The organism is Undibacterium sp. Tian12W (genome assembly GCF_049339405.1).
In the GTDB taxonomy this organism is placed as follows: Bacteria; Pseudomonadota; Gammaproteobacteria; order Burkholderiales; family Burkholderiaceae_D; genus Undibacterium.
In genome coordinates this window covers 160,729-180,159 of the sequence record NZ_JBMPPK010000005.1, presented here as the reverse complement: position 1 = coordinate 180,159, position 19,431 = coordinate 160,729, and the positions used below count along the sequence as shown (strand labels likewise).

Here is a 19,431-nt window from a genome sequence, read left to right as displayed (position 1 = left end):
ACTGCATTGATCGTAATCAGTTCCTTTGGCTCTCAAATTGGCGATGAAAAAGTGTGGGCCAACAAATAACGTGTGCCGTAATAAATGATTAATGCGTAGTACAGGCTAGGTACAGCAACCCCAAATGCAGAAAGCGCGAGCAATGTTTTACCTGTTCCAGATTTTGGTGCCTGCTCACCGTAGTCATTCTCCCATCTTGGCCCGGAAAGAAAGCAGAGCAAAGGCAGGATAATCAAGGTGATCAGGGGAAATGAAAAAATCTTGATTGACCAGGATGGAAAATTCAAATCACGCACGCGACTGGCAGACATGGGGTAAAAAAGTGCAGCAAAAGCCATACCCATTGCTGTGATGCACCAGTTGAGCGTAACCAGATCGATGACCCCTGTCATCGCTAATTTTTTGCAAAGTAATATTGTGCTTGCCGACCAGACGATGACGCTGACTGACATGGTGAGCAGATAGGTACCTGCGCCGGTTCTTTGTTTCATGGATATGGCTATGTGCCCAACAGAGAAGGGTGCAATTTTCAAGCTCTTGCACCCTACAAAAAATTACTTACTCATTGCGCAATCTCGCCGCAGCTTCGCGCAACATCTTCTCCGTCGTTTCCCAGTCCACACAGGCATCAGTGACTGAGCAACCGTATTTGAGTTGCGATAAATCGGCGGGGATAGGCTGGTTGCCGGCAACGATATTGGATTCGATCATGACGCCAACGATGTCCTTGTTGCCGTTGGCAATCTGGTTGATGACATCGGCCATGACCAGGGGTTGCAGTTCCGGTTTTTTATAGCTGTTGGCGTGTGAACAATCGACCACGATATTGGGGGGCAGTTTGGCCTTGACCAGGGCTTGCTGGGCCATGGCGACAGATACGGTATCGTAATTAGGGCGGTCACCTCCCCCGCGCAAGACCACGTGACCATATTGATTGCCGCTGGTGCGTACGATGGAGACGCGGCCCTGGCCATTCAGGCCGAGGAAAGAGTGTGGGTGTGAAGCAGACAAAATCGCATTAATGGCTATGCTGATATCGCCATCCGTACCATTCTTGAAACCTACAGGTGTAGAAAGGCCGGACGACATTTCGCGATGGGTCTGGGATTCTGTGGTACGTGCACCGATCGCCGTCCAGGCGATCAGGTCGCCCAGGTATTGCGGTGAAATCGGGTCCAGCGCTTCGGTTCCGGTCGGCAGACCGAGTTCACAGACGTCCAGCAAAAATCGGCGGGCTTTTTCCATGCCCTCATCAACGCGGAAAGAATCGTCCATATATGGGTCATTGATATAACCCTTCCAGCCTGTGGTCGTACGTGGTTTTTCAAAATACACGCGCATGACCAGCAACATCACATCCTTGACTTCTTCCTGCAAGGCTTTCAGGCGACGTGCATAATCCAGGCCGGCAACCGGGTCATGGATGGAGCAGGGGCCGACGACGACGAACAGGCGTTTATCTTTGCGTTCCAGTATGTTGCGCAGGCTTTCGCGGCTTTGCTCGACGACATCACCAGCGAGATCGCTCAAAGGCAGGCGCGCATGCAATTCTTCAGGGGTGGGCATGTTCTCGAAAGAACTGACGTTAATGTTTTCCAGTACGGTGTGTGTCATGTTGAGTAAGAGGCTTTTGCGTTAGTTTATTGCGTTAAATTTGGCCTACATTATCACCTATTACGGGATTTTAATTGTGATGCCCTGATCACAATACCGCTTAAATTGCCTCTATCTGTTCTGATCAGTTGAATAGAATTCCCCTAAAATCAAGAGTGAGCCATTTGTTGTGTCATCAATGATGCACGATATTGGTATTTTGCTTATTAAAGATAATGACCATGTTAAGTACTGCGCAACAAGAAGAATTTGCCAGCCAGGGTTTTCTGGTATTGCGGCAACAGGCCAGCGCCGCCTATTGCGAAGAAGTGATCGCCTATTGCGAACAGCAACTGGCAGGGCAGATACAACCGATAGAGTACGAAGCCGATACCCGCTACCCCGGCGCACCCGCGTCACGCGATGCTGAAGGCGGCCTGACGGCCAGACGCTTATTGCAGGCTTATGCGCGTGACTCGCGCCTGGCGCAATGGGCAACCGGGCCCGCATTGGCAACGCCTTTATTGCAATTGCTGGGTGATGGAGCCTTGCTGTCGCAGTCACATCATAATTGCATCATGACCAAGCAACCGCAGTATTCCACCGCTACAGGCTGGCACAGGGATAGCCGTTACTGGAATTTTCAGCGCGCAGACCTCATATCGTCGTGGCTGGCACTGCGCAATGAAACCCTGGAAAATGGCTGCCTGCTGGTGATACCCGGTTCCCACAAAACCGATATTGATGTTGCCCAACTCGACGAAGCACAGTTCTTGCGTACTGATCTGGAACAAAACCAGGCTTTGCTGGCGCAAGCACGGCCTGTGCCTTTGCAGCAGGGTGATGTCTTGCTATTCCATAGCAATCTCTTTCATGCCGCAGGCAAGAATCAGACAGCAGCAACCAAGTTTTCCATGGTATTTACCTACAGGTCTGCAGATAACCCACCGCGACCAGGCACGCGTTCGGCGACTTATCCTGAAATTGCCTTATAAGCGCAGACGGCAATCTTAATCTGCACTATGCTGTAAGTTATCGTCCAGACAGAAGTGGAGTATCACCATGCTCAGTATGTCAAAGTTGTTGGCAGTAACTGTGATTGTCGCGTGCAACCTCAGTGCTCAATTTGCCCAGGCGGCCAGCAAGGAAGTGTTTCCTGCCCAGCCAGCGCTGGCTGGCACCATGCTGAACGGCAAGCCATACAAGATGGATACGAGCAAAGGCGAGATCATACTGGTGACCTTCTGGGCGACCTGGTGCCCAACCTGCCAGGCCGAGATGCCAACGTTTCGCAAATTTTATGAAGCCAATAAAAAGTCAGGCTTTGAACTGGTCACCGTCAGCATTGATGATGTGATGACTGATATTGATGACTATGCCAAACAGGCAAAATGGCTGAGCAAGGACAATCAAGGTTTTCCCTCACTCTGGCGCAATGCCGCTGATTATCAAGACAATTTTGGTAAGGTATTTGCAACACCCACGGTTTTTCTGATAGGCCGTGATGGCAAGGTTTTGGAGTCTTTCAAGGGTGGCATCAAGCCCGCCCAATGGGCGCATATCAAGGCTATTATTCAAAAGCAAGCCAGCTCTACCAAGAGTTGAGAAAGCTGCGACTGATGCTGTATAAGCATCTGCATGGCAGGCTTTTTATTATTGTAATAATTTGTTGTCAAACTTGCTGCATTGCCATATTGACGTTACTATCTGATAAGTTTCCAGAAATGGAAGCAAATTAGTTGTATCGCTCGTCTGTTTTACTCTCCCAAACAATTTCTGATCCAGACCCCGTCGTTGGGCATTGGGCATTGGTATTGTCTGCTGTTTTTTTGAGGGTTTTGTCTGAAAGGTCTTGGTAAGTCAAATGCGCTTGTGCAATCCAGTTCTGGCTATGCGGCTCACTATGCGGCTGATTTTGTCTGCGCTGGCATTTGGAATCAGCATGCATGTAGCATACGCCAAAGAGGTGGTGATACTGACAGCCGACCCCATAGATCAACGCGGCCAGCCTTTCCCCTTAAAACTCGCAGATAAATTATTTGAGTTTATTGAACGGGAAGGCGGCTTGCAGATACAACAGCAGCGCAGCCCCTGGCCCCGCGCATTGCAGGCCGCAGAAAATGGTGACGGTGTGATATACGGCGTCAGCAAGACCAAAGAGCGCGAAAAAATCTTCCACTTCTCCCTGCCCATACAATCAAAATATATGTTCCTGGTGACCAGGAGCGATGCCCAGTTCCGCTTCAATACCATGGCTGATCTCAAGGGCAAGACCATAGGCATACCACGTGGCTTTAGCTATGGTGACCGCTTCGATGCGATGAAGGACAATCTCTTCAAGGTAGAAGTCGATAATTACGCGCCCTTGTCGCGTATCTATAAACTCTTGTTCCGGCGCATGGATGCGGGCCTGTTTGGTGCGGCGAATAAAGACCCGCGTTTTCTTGAAAACCGTTTGCAGGTTTTGCGCGATGAGAACGAAGGCGGCAGTTCACCATTTGCTGATGTGCGCCTGACCGTCTTGCCCAAACCGCTGCTGATAGACACTATCCATTTTGCGGTCAGGGCAGACAAGGATGACGGCATTATTGATAAACTCAATGTCGCCATCCTCAAGGCAAGAAAAGCAGGGCTACTCGAAGACCTGCGTCAATAAATGCTTAGATATTTTCCAGCGCAATCAATTCCTGCACAGTCTGGCGACGGCGGATTTGTTTGATCTGCTCACCATCGACCAATATCTCCGGTATCAGCGGGCGGGAATTATAGTTCGACGACATGCTGGCACCATAAGCACCGGCATCATGGAAGACGAACAAGTCACCAATGTCGCAAGCTGGCAAATCCTGCGTGGTGACTACACCGCCATCTTCTTGCGTGAACACATCACCAGACTCACACAAAGGCCCTGCCACCACGGTAGGCCGTAAGGCTGTAGTGCGCGCTGTGCCATCTGCAGCATGACAAGTAATGCGGTGGAAACTGCCATACATGGAAGGGCGCACCAAGTCATTAAAGCCAGCATCAACCAGCGCAAAGAAATTGCTGCCCACCTGTTTTTGCGCACGCAATTCAGAAATCAAGATGCCGGATTGCGCCACCAGGAAACGGCCAGGTTCTATCTCCATGCTGATCTTGTGGCCCAGCAGGGTTTCGATTTCTTTCCTGGCCTTGTCCCAGATATCAAAATAGTGCGCAGTATCGACCGCAGGCTCGTCGCCACGGTAAGGGATGGACAAGCCACCACCGATGGAAATCGCCTGCAAGTCACGCTTGCAGATTTTTACCTGTTCTATCATCGCATCGCAGACGCTTTGCAAATGATCATAATCAACGCCAGAGCCGATATGCATGTGCAGGCCTACCAGCGTCAAACCATATTGATCGATGATGGCGAGTGCATTTTGCAATTCTTCAAACCAGATACCATGCTTGCTTTGCTCGCCACCGGTATTGGTCTTGCGGCTGTGGCCGTGACCAAAGCCAGGGTTGATGCGTAACCATACGGCATGGCCAGGATGGGCCTGCCCCAGTTGTTCCAGCATCTGCGGTGAGCCGCAATTGACAGGGATATTCAATTCCACCACACGCTTCAGGGTCGCACGGTCCAGCAAATCCGCCGTGAACACGATAGGGGCATGGCCGCCATGTTCCGCCTGGCTGGAATAGCCGGCGGCCAGTGCACGTTCCACTTCACCGAGTGAGACAGAATCCACCATCACGCCTTCTTCACGCATCAGGCGTAGCAAATGGATATTGCTGGAGGCCTTCTGGGCAAAGCGGATCACGTCAAATTGACGCAAGCGGGCAATTTGCGCTCTTATAATGGAAGCGTCATAGGCCCAGCATGGTGTATCGAACTCGTTGGCAATATGGGCAAGCTGGCTGGCTGTAATAGTCGTTGTCATGGCAATTTTTCCGGGGCATCCTGAGGTTTGGTGTAAGCTCTACAGTAACTCTACTTTAACAAGTGCAATCCCTGGTTTGAATGGGATTCCAAAGGGATTTATTCATCCAGCCAAGGCTTTGATCGGAAATTGACGCAAAATGCTTATGAATCATAAACTAGACCAGTTTGATCAAAAAATCCTGCAATTATTGCAACAGGATGCGCGCATGTCGCATGCTGAGGTAGGCCGCCAGGTGCATCTGAGCCAGCCTGCAGTATCAGAACGCATCAAGCGCCTTGAAGCTGCCCAGGTCATACGTGCCTATCGTGCTGATATTAATCCCAAGGCGCTGGGTTATCAAATCACCGCCATGATCAGACTATCGACGCAACAGGGGCGACCTTATGCCCAGTATGTCGCCAACTGCCCGGAAATTATCGATTGCTATACCGTGACAGGAGAAGATGGTGCCGTCATGCGTGTGCTGGCGACCGATGTAGAACATTTACAGCGTATCATTAATGAATTGAATGCTTTTGGCTCTACCTCGACCGCAATCGTGCTGACTACCCATGTGGCAGGTAAAGCCATCAGTGCCCCCGCTATGCTGATCACAGAATGAAAGGAAAACCATGTCCAGAATATCCCGCCTGAACTTAGCAACATTGACTGCACTTGCCTGCCTCACATGCATGAGTGCTCAGTTCGCCTATGCTGCCGATGAAGAGGTTGATGCCATCACGCCATACCGCCCCTCGGTATCGAATTCTGCGCAACTGCCTGTCGCTGGGCAACTGGAACTGGAAATGGGCATCAACACCATCAAGACCGGCCCAGCCCAGCGCCAGAGCCTGCCTTATCTGTTCAAGCTGGCTTTTTCCAAGGAATGGGGAGTCTTGCTCGGTGGTGAGGCGCATATCATCAATGATGATGGTGCCGGCCAGCGTGACCGTGGCTTTGGCGACACTTCACTTACCATCAAGCGGGCGTTTGTCATCAGTGACGATACTGCTTTTGGCCTGGAGTTCGGCAATAAATTTCCCACGGCAAAAGATGCATTGGGTTCAGGCAAGTCAGACTGGACTTTGAATGGCATCGTCAGCCAGGATCTGGGCAAGGTGCATGCGGACCTGAACCTGAACATGACACATCTGGGTTTTGCTGAGGATGCAACTTCACACTGGCAAAGTGGTTTGTCAGCGTCTTTCTCGACCGAAATCAATGAAAAAATGGGCCTGACTGCCGAATGGGCTGGCTGGCATCGCTCTGGTACCAAAAACCAGGGACAGGCGCTGATCGCCCTGACCTATAGCCCCAACAAGCGGCTTACCTTTGATGCTGGCATGACCAAGGGCCTGACCAGCAATTCCCAGGACCGCTCCTGGTTTGCTGGTGTCGTCGTGCCGGTAGCCAAACTTTGGTAAAGCCGCTGTAGTGTAGAAGCAGCTGTAGCTGTGATAGCGCAAAACCTGTTTATGACTTAGGCCGTATAATGCGCTCTTGTAGTATTTATTGATTTGTTTCTTGCTTTGGGAAAACCATGCTGGCGCCATCTTCACCGCGTAAATTTGCCATTTTTTCAGTCATTGCTGCAACGGCGCTGATTGCCCTGGCGGTCGCTTTTTTTGCGACTTACAAGGCGAAAACACCTATGCCAGATGTCAGTTTCACCAATCTCAAAGGCGAAAAGATATCGACCCAGAGCCTGCGCGGCAAGGTTGTCATGGTGAATTTCTGGGCAACTTCTTGCGCGACTTGCGTGGCAGAGATGCCCAAGATGATAGAAACTTACAATAAATACAATAAGCAAGGCCTGGAGTTTGTGGCAGTGGCGATGAGCTATGATGCGCCGAATTATGTCATCAACTATGCGGAAAGCCGCAAGCTGCCTTTCCATGTTTCGCTCGACCCACAAGGCAAGCTGGCGCAATCCTTCGGTGATGTGAAACTGACACCGACTACCTACGTTATTGACAAGCAGGGCAATATTCTCAAACGCTATGTCGGTGAGCCGTCCTTCAGCGAATTGCACACCTTGCTGGAACAGGCACTGGCTGTCTGATCATCTGACTATCTGATCGTCTGACCATCAGATAGTCTCATTACCAGTTTGCCTGCTGTCCTGTTCAGCCTTACAGTGTTTGCCATTCCACCCTGGCCGCTGTGAGCGCAGCTTTTAGGATTTCTGCAATTTTAGGATGGCTGAGCATGCCATCCTCGTCCAGCCTGGCACCAATGACCGGCACTTGGACCGACGCTGTTTCCAGTATCTTCGCCGACATCACACTCAATACTTCACGCAAAGCCGCATCTGCATGCCTGGCCCTGGGCGAGGCATTCAAAACCACCACCGGCTTATAGACAAATACATCGCTGCTGACGGTCCAATCCAGGGCATTCTTGATGACGCCCGTCATGCCATGGGCGTATTCCGGGCTGGCAATCAGTACGATATCAGCGACTGCTATCTGTTCTTTCAAGCTCAGCACGCTGGTGGGTGGCGATAAATCCAGATCGGGGTTGAACAGGGGCAATGTTGCCATGCCTTCATAGACCTGGATGCTGATATCCGGCGGTGCCAGACGTATCAGCGCGCGTATCAGCATGGCATTGAGTGAGGCAGCACGCAGGCTGCCACAGATGGCGAGTATGTTCATTGATTAATGATTATGAATATTGATAGTATTACAGTCATTATGCGGCAAGAGCAGGTGAGGCGTGCCGACCCCTAAAAAAGCAACTGAAGTGTCAAATCATGATGGAAAAGATATTATTTGATTGACCAGTCGTAATAAGCAGTCTATTTTTCAAGAAAAATAAATAAAAAGGTAAATGGATGTCAGCATCGTTTAGCAATGACGAAATCGAGGATAAATTTTTCCTGTTGGGGCAGAGAGAAATTCTGGGCATTTTGAATGATCTTTCGCACAGGCGTGAGCCGGTTACTGTCTATTTTAATGAAGGCCGTGAATTCATCGTCACCCTGATACTCTCAGCCAGGGACGATGGTTTGGTCTTTGATATAGGTGGAGATGCGCGCGCCAATAAACTGCTGGAAAAAGCCAGTTCCTGCGTTTTTCTGGCCAGGCCAGACGGCATACGCGTACAGTTTACTGGCTTGAACCCGCAGATTTTCACCTGGGGCGACCAGGATGCCTTTTGGGTGCCGATACCTTCACGTGTCGTGCGCATGCAACGTCGCGAATACTATCGCAATGAATTGCCCATCGTCGATCCGCTCAAGGTCAGGCTGTATGATGAAAAAGGCGAGACCCTGGCCTATTGGCCCATCTTTGATTTGTGCGTGGGTGGCTTGAGCGTACAAGTGTCTGGCCCGCCTGAAGTCAAGGTGCAGGACCGCATTGCCAAACTGCATATCGTGCTGGGCATACGCAATGTCGTGCGCTGCGAAGGCATAGTGCGCCACGTCACCCAGATAGAAAAAAGCAGGCAGGGCAAGTACCGCATAGGGATCAGTTTCCAGAACCTGCCGCATGACATGGATGTGTCGATACAGCGCCATATCAACCAACTTGAATACGAGAGGCGCAAGCTGCTTCCCAAGTAGGACAGTGAACTCTGTTGCCGCAATCCTGTCTGCCAGAATGCCATATTAACAAATTAAAATTTGTGCAGAATCGGCTTATTGTGTCAGAGTTGATTAACCTGGGCTACCACCGAGACTACCATGGCACTGGCGCTGCGCACCCTGTTCCAAAGCGAATTGCTGTCCATCCGGCACGGCATTGCAAGACCTGCGCCCGAAGATAGCAAGGAGCTCGAGTGCGAGACTGCCGACCTGGTATTACTGCCCATCGCTGGCGTGCTGGCCAAGCATGATGGCCCCAGGCAGCATGTCATTGCGAATGCCAACCATGCGATTTTTTTGGGAACAGGACAGCCTTACCGTATCACCTTCCCCGGTGATATAGGCGACGAGGCGCTGGTGCTGGATTTCTCCAGGGAAGCACTCATGCAATTGCTGGTCGATGCCGCAGGTGTACAGCAATTGTATGCCCCGGTGTTGCGGCCACATAGCCTACTGCCACCAGCCAGTGTGCTGAGCCGCGAACTTTTGTGGCGGCATTTGCATGAACCGATTATTGATACGCTGGCAGTACAGGAAATCAGCGTTTCAGTATTGACTGCCTCGGTGCAGGCTGCCTGTTTTGAGCGTCAGCAACTGGACCGCGCCAGACACACTCAGACGCAGCGCCGCAGGCGACAGCAGGTTGAGGCTGTCAAGGAACTGATCTCGCTGTATCCCCAGCAGGATTGGGCGCTCGATGAACTGGCCCGTCAGGTACATACTTCACCGTTTCACCTGTCCCGGGTATTCAGGGAAGAAGTTGGTTTGCCTGTTCACCGCTATCTGATACGCACGCGCCTGGCGGCAGCCCTGCGCGCCATGCGGGCAAGCTGCCATGACCTGACACAGATCGCCCACGCATGCGGTTTTGCCAGCCATAGCCATTTCACGTCCAGCTTCCGTTCGGTTTTCGGCATGACGCCTAGTCAATCGCGGCAACGTAGTGCGTTGTGATAACGATTCGAGCAAGATATTGGTAGCGCCAGTTATGGCTGGCATTTAAGCTACCCTGGATAGTTAACTTCCGGTAAGCATAGATGTCTCATTACTTTGATGTCAGAACCAACCCCCGTCTGGCATACCCCATACTGGCATTGCTAATCACGCTGATGCTGGTTTTCCCTTTCGTTGCCATGCAGTTTGGCAATGCCTGGGTGCGTATCGTGGATTTTGCCTTGCTGTATATCATGCTGGCACTGGGTCTGAATATCGTCGTCGGCTTTGCCGGTTTGCTTGATCTTGGCTATGTCGCCTTCTATGCCATGGGTGCCTACATGATGGCCTTGCTGGCGTCACCGCACTTTGCCACCCTGCTGGAATCCGTGATCAATAATTACCCCATACTGGGCCAGGCACTGTTGTGGCTATACGGGCCGGAGATTGCCGCGCACGGCATACATTTGTCAGTATGGGTCATTGTTCCGCTGGGGGCTGCACTGGCTGCTGTGCTGGGGGCATTGCTCGGCGCGCCTACCCTCAAATTGCGCGGCGATTACCTGGCGGTCGTGACCCTGGGCTTTGGTGAAATTGTCCGTATCTTCATCATCAACCTGAACTCGCCCATCAACATTACCAATGGCCCCAAGGGCATCAACATGGTCGATCATATCCGCATTTTTGGCGTGTCACTGGGTGGCGAACCTGGGTCGCAGGCGACCGTCTATGTTGCCGGCTTTTCCATGCCATCGGTGAACGCATATTACTTTCTCTTCCTCAGTCTTTGTGCCAGCATTATCTTCGTCACTGTGCGCCTGCATGATTCGCGGCTGGGGCGCGCCTTTGTCGCCATCCGTGAAGATGAAACTGCAGCCATTGCCATGGGCATCAATACCCGCAATATCAAATTACTGGCGTTTGCCATGGGCGCCTCCTTTGGTGGCGTGGCAGGTACGATGTTTGCCGCCTTCCAGGGTTATGTGTCGCCAGAATCGTTTTCCCTGGGTGAATCGGTATCCATCCTGTCCATGGTGATACTGGGGGGCATAGGCCATATACCCGGCGTGATTCTGGGGGCGGTGCTGCTGGTGTTATTGCCCGAATTACTGCGTTATCTGGTACCACCGCTGCAGCAGCAGTTATTCGGCCACATGCTGATAGAGCCCGAAGTCTTGCGGCAATTATTGCTGGGCCTGACCATGGTCATCGTCATGCTCAAGCGTCCGGCAGGTCTGTGGCCAGCACCCAGGCATGAGGACAAGATGATTTATGTTGCCTGAAAAAGTGCTGATAAAATGTGCGCCATAATTCAGGGAAGGGAAAACGAAAATGACGATAGAAAAAATGCGCGTACAGGTTGAGCTGGCCTGCAATGATGAGGCGGATTTTGAAGAGACAATGACATTGCTTGACAGCCACATCGCCTCTCATCCCGAGAATGCAGAATATCTGCGCATGCGTATTGCCATGTTTGATGCAGCCTACGACCATATTTCTGCCTGGAAGGACAGAAAAGTGCTGGCGCTCTTGCAGCCTGAAGACCTGGATAACCAACTTGAGATACTGGCGCGTCAGCACAAGTCTGCATACTGGATTACTGATGAAGTATTTGAAGAAAAGATGCGGGCGCTGTTTCCTGATGAAGGTGGCGACGAGGATGAAGATGACGACGGTGAAGAGTACGAGGACAAAGAAATAAGCGAGGAGGGAGAAGTAAGCGAGCATGAAGACGGTGAGGATACGGAAGATGAACCTGTCGATCCAGCCGTGCTTGCCGCCCGCGAGGCTTTGGAACAAGAGGCAGCCAGCTACTCAGAGCAACTGGAGCAACAAGCCATGTATGGTTTTGTGCAACTGATGAAAGAGCATGCAGCAGATGCAGGCAAGGCTGACAAGATACTGGCAGCCTGGTCTGAAGCAAATATCTGGAATCCCTGGTTGCGTTACAGCATGATTTTGCAGGCTCTGGCAGTACACCCTGATTCAGTTGAATTTAAAAAAGAGCGTGCCCGATTGCTGGTTGCGATCTGTGATGCGGTTGAAGAAGATAGTGCCAAGACGCCTCCCGGTTTTTTTGAGCACATGATATTGGGCCGTATGCATGCACATACAGTGTATCAGGCTATAGACGCTATCGATGAAATCGACAATCTCGAAGATGCCGGTTTATTGACACAAAAAGGCCATCTGCTGAAAGCGCTGGATAAATATTCTGCCGCAGCAGGTGCCTACAGGCTGGCTGCCAAAGCCTATGAAGCTGCCTTGCAGAATAGTAGCGAAGAGGAGCTGGAAGTATTGAATCATAGATTGCAAGAGGTTCTGCAGGAGGCTGACACTTGTCAGCGTGGGCGTGCCAGTGTTCACGCAAGGCATTTTGCTGAACTGGAAAATTCCATGGCGCAACTGGGCCAATTGTCCACCAGTCTCAGGAACCAGGAAGTCAGCTTTAGCGACAGGACAGAAGCCATGGCCAATCTCAAATCGGCGCTAGGCGAGTGGCAAGAGCAAAGTATCAATATGCCCGAAGAGCCGAGCGAACAGCAGATACAGGAAATAAAATCCGCCGCTGCCAAAGTCGCCAGTTCCACTGTCGGTCTGGTGAGCTGGGCGCATATAGACATTGCACCCATGGAAAAAGCAGGGTTCAAGGATGAAATGCATCCTTGGCTCGATGAGATGCAACAGGCCATGGTGAAGACGGACATGCAGTTTTTGTCCTGGTTTCAAAATATGGCGAATGTACTTATCTTGAAGCGCGAAGCCCCGGGCGCATGCTGGCTGGCACCGACGCAGGAGTTTGCCTTGCTCATAGAAGCAGCAGGCAATGCACGTCTGAAGCGCTGTGTAAGCTTGCTCAGCGATGGCAGTCTGCTGCTGACTTCGGATGCGCGCAGCAGCTCGTATTACCTCAGCGGCCCCCGCGTACACAGCTTTGCCCTGTTCAAATCGACGCCGGTAACAGACATGCTGGCCTTGCATGAGGCCAGGTTGCACGCCCATCTGGCTCGCCAGCCTGGTGTTGAAGTCAGGCCTATTACTGACCTGGCAGACATACAAGAGTTTGAAAACCTGTTGCGTACCCATGCCCGCGAATTCCGTCTCGCCAATGGCATAACCGATCCTGAAATCCGTGGAATGAATGTGCAGTTCAATGATGTTTACGCACATGAATTAAAGCGGGAAGTAGCAGACAGGCTTGCAGCGCTGCAGGCAGGGTAAGCCAGCAAGCGCATTCAGTTTACTGATATAGAAAAAAAGTTCTAGACAAAAGTTTCTAGAACATTTATTCTGCATCCATTGTTTAATCCGGATGCTGAATATGTCTTCTGCTGTTGCAAAATCGTCTATCCCCAAGCCCACGGCATCTGAGCTTAATTTGCTCAAAGTGCTGTGGCAGCATGGCCCCATGAGTGCCAAGCAATTGCATGAAACCATACAGGACGAGCGCCCGGACCTGGCCTATGCCACGGTCTTGCGCCATCTGCAAATCATGCATGGCAAGGGCATTTTGACGCGTGATGAAAGCCAGCGCTCACATGTGTATGCACCCTCGCAAGAGCAGGATTCGCTGCAAACCAATTTGCTCAAGGACATGATACAAAAAGTCTTTGCCGGTTCTGGCAAGGCTCTGGTGCTGGCTGCCTTGCGTGGCCATGTCACGGATAAAGAACGTGATGAAATCGAACAGATCATGCAGGATGAGAAAAAATCATGATGCCCGCTGCCACATACACAGACTACACACTCGCTGAATTGCTGGGCTGGCCGCTGCTGCATTTTGTCTGGCAAGGGGCACTGATCGCCAGTATCTGCGCCATTCTGCTGGCCGTGACACGTAATGCCCGCCCGCAATTGCGATATGCACTGGCCTGTACTGCAATGCTGGCTTGCCTGTTGTGGCCAGCGCTAGGCATAGTGCAGCAATGGCAAGACCCGCAAACCATCAACCTCGAAACAGCCATACAGCTGGCCGGCAAAGCCAGCATTTCACTGGACCTGGTCTGGGTCAGGCAAAGCCTGCTTGCTGCACAAATAGAGGCCTGGTTGCCACTGGTAGTTACCTCGTGGAGTATGGGGGTGCTATTGATGTTGATGCGCCTCGCATTGGGCTTGCTGTGGGTGTATCGCCTTGGCCAACATGGCAATGATATTGCAGTGCTGACGCAGCAATGGCAGGCACGTACCAATCAACTGGCGTATCAATTTGCGATACGTCGACAGGTGCAGGTGAAGTTTCAGAAAGACTTGTTGAGCCCAGTCACTTATGGCTGTATCAAGCCGGTCGTGGTCATGCCCGCATCCCTGCTGACCGGCATGCCACCCGACATGATAGAAGCCTTGCTGGCACATGAACTGGCCCACATCAAGCGCTGGGATTATGTCGTCAACCTCTTGCAAAACCTGGTCTTGTCGCTGCTGTTTTATCACCCTGCAGTGTGGTGGATTTCCAAGCGCATCGACGCTGAAAGAGAACTGATTGCCGACGACATGGCTGCTGCCATGCTGGGCCAGGCCCGCCCGCTGGCGCGCGCCCTGCAAGTGCTGGATAAATTGCAGATAGCTGCAATGCCGCAAGCCGCGATGGCGGCCAACGGCGGTGATTTGCTGTCACGCATCAAACGCCTGGTGCGCCCTGATTCACAACCCTGGCACTGGAAGATGGCCGCACCGGTGCTCGGTATTGCTGCGGCACTGTTGCTGGTATTGCAAACCCAGGTCAATGCCGCACCTGAGCCCTCAGTGCCATCAGCCCCAGTTGCTGCCGCAAGAGCAGAACCAGTTACCCACATCAGCGCCTATGTCAAAACCAGTTCAGAACATGTACTGGTGGTGGATGAACAAAGCGGCAAAGTCTTGCTGGAAAAAAATGCCGACACCATCGTACCCATTGCATCCATCAGCAAACTGATGACAGCTATGGTGACTCTGGATGCAAAGCTCGATAAAGATGAAGCCATTACCATCAGCAAAGAAGACGTGGCAGGCTGGCACACCAACCAGGTCAAGCTGCAGCCAGGCACGGTGCTGTCGCGCCAGACCTTGCTGGAATTGGCGCTGATCCCTTCCAGTAATGCCGCTGCCAAGGCACTGGCCAGGACTTATCCCGGCGGCAAGCCTGCCTTTGTCGCAGCCTTGCAAAGCAAGACCGCCACCCTGGGTTTGCAGGCTACCCATCTGGAAGAAGCGGCGGGTATTTCACCCAATAACCGCTCGAATGCCAGAGATATTGCCCGCCTGGTCAAGGCTGCAGCCGGCTACCCTGAATTGCGCAGCCTGGCCAGCCGCAGTGAAGGCAGCTATACCGTTGCCGGGCAAACTTATGACTACCAGAGCACCAACAGCCTGACGGCCAGCAAGGACTGGGACATCAGCCTGTCAAAAACCGGGTACTCCAAAATCGCAGGCCGTTGCCTGACCATGCGCACCACCATCGCTGGCAAGCCCGTCATCATGGTATTGCTGAATGCAAAAAACAGCGATGTGCGTACCGATGATGTCATGCACATACGCACTGCGCTGGAAACTGCCAAACCCGGCTAAACCGCAGCTCCCACTTACGCACTGACTGTCCTGCGCCCTGAACCTTGATCGGGGCAAGGGCCAGTCACACCCCTTAGAACCCTTAATCTGTCGATGAAAGAAAAATCATGCTTTTTCAGCAGGCATCAACACGCCTATCTACCATAGCCCTCAGTGTTCTGGCACTGTTTGCCGGTAAACAGGCGTTGGCACAACAACAGGCACAGCAAACACCACAACAGGTAGAAATCAATGCAAAGTCACAGCCCAATCGCGACCGGCAAGACGACGTAGGCATGCGCAGCATCTATGGCCGTGAAGACATAGAAAAATACGGTGACACCAATCTCAGCGAAGTCTTGAAACGCCTGCCCGGCATCAGTGTCACCGAGAGCAAGGGCAAGGGCGCAGAGATACGCATGCGCGGCCTCGGTAATGGTTACACCCAGATATTATTGAACGGCCAGACTACCCCGGTAGGTTTTACCATAGATAGTATTGCCCCTGACTTGATAGAAAAAATAGAAGTCATGCGTGTCGCCAGTGCCGATGTCAGTGCCCAGAGTATTGCCGGGACGATCAATATCATCCTCAAGAAAAAAAGCAACAATCAGGCGACAGAAATCAAAGCCAATACCAGCCTGCAGGCCGGACGCTTGTCGGGCAACCTGTCATGGAGTTTGGGAGATCAACTGGGCGATCATCCTGAAATTTCTTACGTGCTGGCCGGCACGTTCGAGAGCAATGTCAATCAGCTCAATACCATAGCGACAGAAAGCCAGTCTGAACGCGCGGGCATGAGCGGTGTATGGGAAACGACAGCAGACAGACAACTGCAACAAAGCCAGCAAAACCGCCGCGATGTTGCCAGCCTGTCGCCGCGCCTGAACTGGAAACTTGACGCACAAAACAGCCTGAGCTGGCAGGGCAATCTGACTCTCGCCAGGCAGGAGCAGACCAAGCAGGAAAAAGAAAGTACCTATGTCGGCGACAGTACCGATTTCCCTGATAATCATTCCATCTGGACCGCCCACGTATTCACCTCACGCAATGATCTGAATTGGGAGCGTCGCCTCGCCGACAGCGCCAGGTTGAACGTGAACCTGGGCTGGAACAGCCTGGACAGATCGACCAAATTCCATTTCTGGGGCAAGGACAATGCAGGCACATTAAAAATACATCGTTATGTCACCGGTGATGCCGATGAAAATGAATACCGCTTCAATGGCAAATATTTGGCACCGTATTCAGAATCACATGTGCTGAGTCTGGGCTGGGAAGCCAGCCGGGCACTACGCCATGAAAACCGTAATGAACAGGAATTCACACTTCTTCCCGGCGACGCTGATAGCAGCGCACACGACTATCAGGCAAGCCTGCAAAAACTGGCCCTTTATTTGCAGGACGAGTGGACCATCAACAGTGCCTGGTCAGCCTATCTGGGTTTGCGCATGGAGCGTATCAGCAGTAATAGCACAGAGGCAGGCAACTTTGATGTTCAAAACAAAGCCAGCATGGTCAGCCCGATATTGCAAAGTGTCTGTAAGCTCGATGCGCAAAGGCAATGGCGCGTGGCGCTCAACCGCAGTTTTAAATTGCCTACCGTGGGTAATCTCGTACCACGCTTGTTCCGCATCGATAACAATAATACCCCGCTCAATTCAGATTTTCAGGGCAATCCCAACTTGCGGCCAGAACGCGCCTGGGGCATGGAGCTGGCGTATGAGCACTATCTGACCGAGAGTAGCGTCATCAGCGCCAATACCTATTGGCGACGGATAGATGATGTGATGCTTGAGCAGACTGCACAAATTGGCAGCACCTGGATCAGCAGCCTCGCCAACAATGGTCGCGCCCGTATCCTTGGCCTGGAAATTGAGGCAAAACTGAACTTGCAGCAACTGGCAGCCAGCATGCCAGCGCTGGAGCTGCGCGCCAATTTCAACCGTAACTGGTCAAGGGTAGAACAAGTACCCGGCCCTGATAACCATCTGGCACAACAGGCAGGTTTGCTGGCCAGTGCCGGTGCCGACTACCAGATTGATCCCGCCTTGCGCGTGGGAGCCGACTACAGCTATCAGGCCGCGAATGATATACGCGAATCAGCTTACCTGACAGGGCACAACAGCCCCAGACGTCATCTCGATATTTACCTCGCCTGGAAGCAAAACAAACAAAGTCAGTTGCGTTTTTCAGTCAGTAATTTGTTGCAACAAGACAAGCTCGACAGCGGCATTTATACCAATGCAGTTTCACGCTGGACAGATATCAATCTACAGCAATCAGCGCGAACCTGGCGGCTGGTATGGGAAGTGAAGTTGTAATCCCGCCTGGCAAAATTTGTCCATTTAAAAACATCAGCTAACAAAATTTTTGAGGAAAATAAAATGAAATCAGTCGCTCTGCATTTCTATCAAATCAGCATCTTGTTCATCGCAGCCATGTTCAGCCTGACAGCCACGAGCGCAGAAACTGACAAGCTCAAACGTGTCGTTGATGAAGTCATACTCCCGGTACAGGAAAAAAATGCCATTCCCGGCATGGCCGTTGGTATTTTTGTCAATGGCAAACAATATGTATTCAACTACGGGCTCGCATCCAGAGCCGGGAATGTTCCCGTCACCAATAACACCTTGTTTGAGATAGGCTCGATCAGCAAAACCTTTATCGCCACCATGACCACGCTGGCACAAGGCAGGGGAAAGCTGGCTCTGAACGACAAGGTCGCTGACCACATTGCCAGTCTCAAAGGCTCTCAGTTTGGCGAGACTAGCCTGCTGAGCCTGGCAACACACACGACAGGCGGTTTGCCCCAGCAGGTGCCGGATGAAGTGACCAGTGACGAACAACTGATAACCTATCTCAAGAACTGGAAGCCAGATCACATCCAGGGCACATACCGCACTTACAGCAATATCAGCATAGGCCTGCTCGGCGTTATCGCAGCGCAGAGCCTGCAGCAGCCCTTTGCCACCATCATGCATGAACAGATATTTCCCACTCTGGGCATGAATAATAGTTACATTGTTGTACCAGAAAGCAAACGCGCAGACTATGCGCAAGGCTATAAAAAAGACGACACCCCGGTGCGCATGAGCGAAGATGTGCTCTCGACAGAAGCCTACGGCGTCAGAACCAGCGCCAGCGACCTCGTGCAATTCATCCGCGCGAATCTGGGTCAGATGGAACTGCCCCCAGAATTTGCAGCCGCCCTGAAGAACACTCACACAGGCTACTTTAAAGCGGGTGGCATGACCCAGAGTCTGGTATGGGAACTTTATCCTTATCCGACAGATATTGCTGCCTTGATCACAGGCTCATCCCAGCACATGGCCTTTGACGCCACCCCAGTGACCAAAATCACGCCACCGTTTATACCCGGCAAAAACGTTTTTATCCATAAAACCGGTGCCACCGGTGGCTTCGGTGCCTACATCGCCTTTGTGCCAGCCAGGAACATGGGTATCGTCATCCTGGCCAACAAGAATTATCCAAATCAGATGCGGATAGAGACGGCGCAAAAGATTTTGAAGCAGTTGGGCATGTGAATTACTTATTTTGAGAAATGCCATGCTTTCTTCAAGAATTGTTGGTGTCGTAGCAAGTTAATTGAAAGTTAGTCGCAAGTTAATCCTGACGAGTTGAATATAGACGAGAGTGTAAGGCCGCTGTATGCGGCCTTTTGCTTTTTCATGCTTGCAAAATAGCAACAGTCCATGTATGCACATCTGGCGTATCGCCAGCCAAATCATGTCCATCGCATGAAACATGTGGACGGGGCGCTGGGGGTTCAGTATTCTTTCATTATTCGTACAGGCTTTCAGGGTTTGCTGGGGTGGATAGCATCTCGCTTTGTAGCTTTCTTAATGATTGCCAGTCATTGCATGCAAGTGCATTGATTTT

18 protein-coding genes are annotated in these 19,431 nt (G+C 51.7%); 14 read left to right on the top strand and 4 right to left on the bottom strand.

Annotated features, from left to right (window positions below; all coding sequences use genetic code 11):
- Positions 1-32 precede the first annotated feature (32 nt).
- The gene (locus ACO0LI_RS08145) at positions 33-491 is read right to left on the bottom strand and encodes a DUF805 domain-containing protein (RefSeq protein WP_423032179.1); all 459 of its coding nucleotides are present in this window, start codon (positions 489-491) and stop codon (positions 33-35) included.
- 67 nt (positions 492-558) lie between these two features.
- Positions 559-1,614, bottom strand: a complete 1,056-nt coding sequence (locus ACO0LI_RS08140) for a 3-deoxy-7-phosphoheptulonate synthase (RefSeq protein ID WP_423032177.1) — start codon at positions 1,612-1,614, stop codon at positions 559-561.
- 221 nt (positions 1,615-1,835) lie between these two features.
- Here ACO0LI_RS08140 and ACO0LI_RS08135 point away from each other — a divergent pair, with 221 nt between their 5' ends.
- The 3 genes from ACO0LI_RS08135 to ACO0LI_RS08125 all read left to right on the top strand — a co-directional run bounded on the left by ACO0LI_RS08135 (position 1,836) and on the right by ACO0LI_RS08125 (position 4,249).
- Positions 1,836-2,588, top strand: a complete 753-nt coding sequence (locus ACO0LI_RS08135; protein WP_423032175.1) for a phytanoyl-CoA dioxygenase family protein — start codon at positions 1,836-1,838, stop codon at positions 2,586-2,588.
- A gap of 67 nt (positions 2,589-2,655) precedes the next feature.
- Positions 2,656-3,198 carry a TlpA family protein disulfide reductase gene (locus ACO0LI_RS08130; protein ID WP_423032173.1) on the top strand — a complete coding sequence of 181 codons (543 nt, stop codon included), beginning with the start codon at positions 2,656-2,658 and terminating at the stop codon, positions 3,196-3,198.
- 337 nt (positions 3,199-3,535) lie between these two features.
- Entirely contained in the window at positions 3,536-4,249 is a 714-nt protein-coding gene (locus tag ACO0LI_RS08125; RefSeq protein WP_423032171.1) for a substrate-binding periplasmic protein, read from the top strand.
- 4 nt (positions 4,250-4,253) lie between these two features.
- Here the strand turns inward: ACO0LI_RS08125 and lysA are convergent, their stop codons facing one another.
- On the bottom strand, positions 4,254-5,501 hold the full coding sequence (gene lysA, locus ACO0LI_RS08120; RefSeq protein WP_423032169.1) for a diaminopimelate decarboxylase: 1,248 nt from the start codon (positions 5,499-5,501) through the stop codon (positions 4,254-4,256).
- Between the two features lie 145 nt (positions 5,502-5,646).
- Here lysA and ACO0LI_RS08115 point away from each other — a divergent pair, with 145 nt between their 5' ends.
- The 3 genes from ACO0LI_RS08115 to ACO0LI_RS08105 all read left to right on the top strand — a co-directional run bounded on the left by ACO0LI_RS08115 (position 5,647) and on the right by ACO0LI_RS08105 (position 7,545).
- Positions 5,647-6,105: an Lrp/AsnC family transcriptional regulator gene (locus ACO0LI_RS08115; protein WP_423032167.1), complete on the top strand. Its 459-nt coding sequence runs from the start codon at positions 5,647-5,649 to the stop codon at positions 6,103-6,105.
- A gap of 10 nt (positions 6,106-6,115) precedes the next feature.
- Positions 6,116-6,907 (top strand): transporter, encoded by a 792-nt coding sequence (locus tag ACO0LI_RS08110; RefSeq protein ID WP_423032165.1) that lies wholly within the window; start codon positions 6,116-6,118, stop codon positions 6,905-6,907.
- Between the two features lie 116 nt (positions 6,908-7,023).
- Positions 7,024-7,545, top strand: coding sequence for a TlpA family protein disulfide reductase (locus tag ACO0LI_RS08105; RefSeq protein WP_423031043.1), 522 nt, complete (start codon positions 7,024-7,026; stop codon positions 7,543-7,545).
- Positions 7,546-7,615: 70 nt separating this feature from the next.
- On the opposite strand, the gene ACO0LI_RS08100 is transcribed toward ACO0LI_RS08105, so the two are convergent.
- Complete coding sequence (locus ACO0LI_RS08100; protein ID WP_423032163.1) at positions 7,616-8,140, bottom strand: NADPH-dependent FMN reductase; 525 nt, start codon at positions 8,138-8,140, stop codon at positions 7,616-7,618.
- A 179-nt stretch (positions 8,141-8,319) separates the two neighbouring features.
- Here ACO0LI_RS08100 and ACO0LI_RS08095 point away from each other — a divergent pair, with 179 nt between their 5' ends.
- From ACO0LI_RS08095 to ampC, 8 genes are all read left to right on the top strand, one after another.
- Positions 8,320-9,051 carry a flagellar brake protein gene (locus tag ACO0LI_RS08095; RefSeq protein ID WP_422948998.1) on the top strand — a complete coding sequence of 244 codons (732 nt, stop codon included), beginning with the start codon at positions 8,320-8,322 and terminating at the stop codon, positions 9,049-9,051.
- A 120-nt stretch (positions 9,052-9,171) separates the two neighbouring features.
- The gene (locus ACO0LI_RS08090; protein WP_423032160.1) at positions 9,172-10,026 is read left to right on the top strand and encodes a helix-turn-helix transcriptional regulator; all 855 of its coding nucleotides are present in this window, start codon (positions 9,172-9,174) and stop codon (positions 10,024-10,026) included.
- A gap of 83 nt (positions 10,027-10,109) precedes the next feature.
- Positions 10,110-11,288, top strand: coding sequence for an ABC transporter permease subunit (locus tag ACO0LI_RS08085; RefSeq protein WP_423032158.1), 1,179 nt, complete (start codon positions 10,110-10,112; stop codon positions 11,286-11,288).
- Positions 11,289-11,337: 49 nt separating this feature from the next.
- Entirely contained in the window at positions 11,338-13,227 is a 1,890-nt protein-coding gene (locus ACO0LI_RS08080; RefSeq protein WP_423032156.1) for a hypothetical protein, read from the top strand.
- Positions 13,228-13,327: 100 nt separating this feature from the next.
- The gene (locus ACO0LI_RS08075; RefSeq protein ID WP_162057357.1) at positions 13,328-13,723 is read left to right on the top strand and encodes a BlaI/MecI/CopY family transcriptional regulator; all 396 of its coding nucleotides are present in this window, start codon (positions 13,328-13,330) and stop codon (positions 13,721-13,723) included.
- Positions 13,723-15,549 (top strand): M56 family metallopeptidase, encoded by a 1,827-nt coding sequence (locus ACO0LI_RS08070; RefSeq protein WP_423032154.1) that lies wholly within the window; start codon positions 13,723-13,725, stop codon positions 15,547-15,549. Before ACO0LI_RS08075 ends, ACO0LI_RS08070 begins: the two co-directional genes overlap by 1 nt.
- Positions 15,550-15,656: 107 nt before the next feature.
- On the top strand, positions 15,657-17,852 hold the full coding sequence (locus ACO0LI_RS08065; RefSeq protein ID WP_423032152.1) for a TonB-dependent receptor plug domain-containing protein: 2,196 nt from the start codon (positions 15,657-15,659) through the stop codon (positions 17,850-17,852).
- 63 nt (positions 17,853-17,915) lie between these two features.
- A complete protein-coding gene (ampC, locus tag ACO0LI_RS08060) occupies positions 17,916-19,076 on the top strand; it encodes a class C beta-lactamase (protein WP_423032150.1) in 1,161 nt (386 codons plus the stop codon).
- Positions 19,077-19,431: the final 355 nt, after the last annotated feature.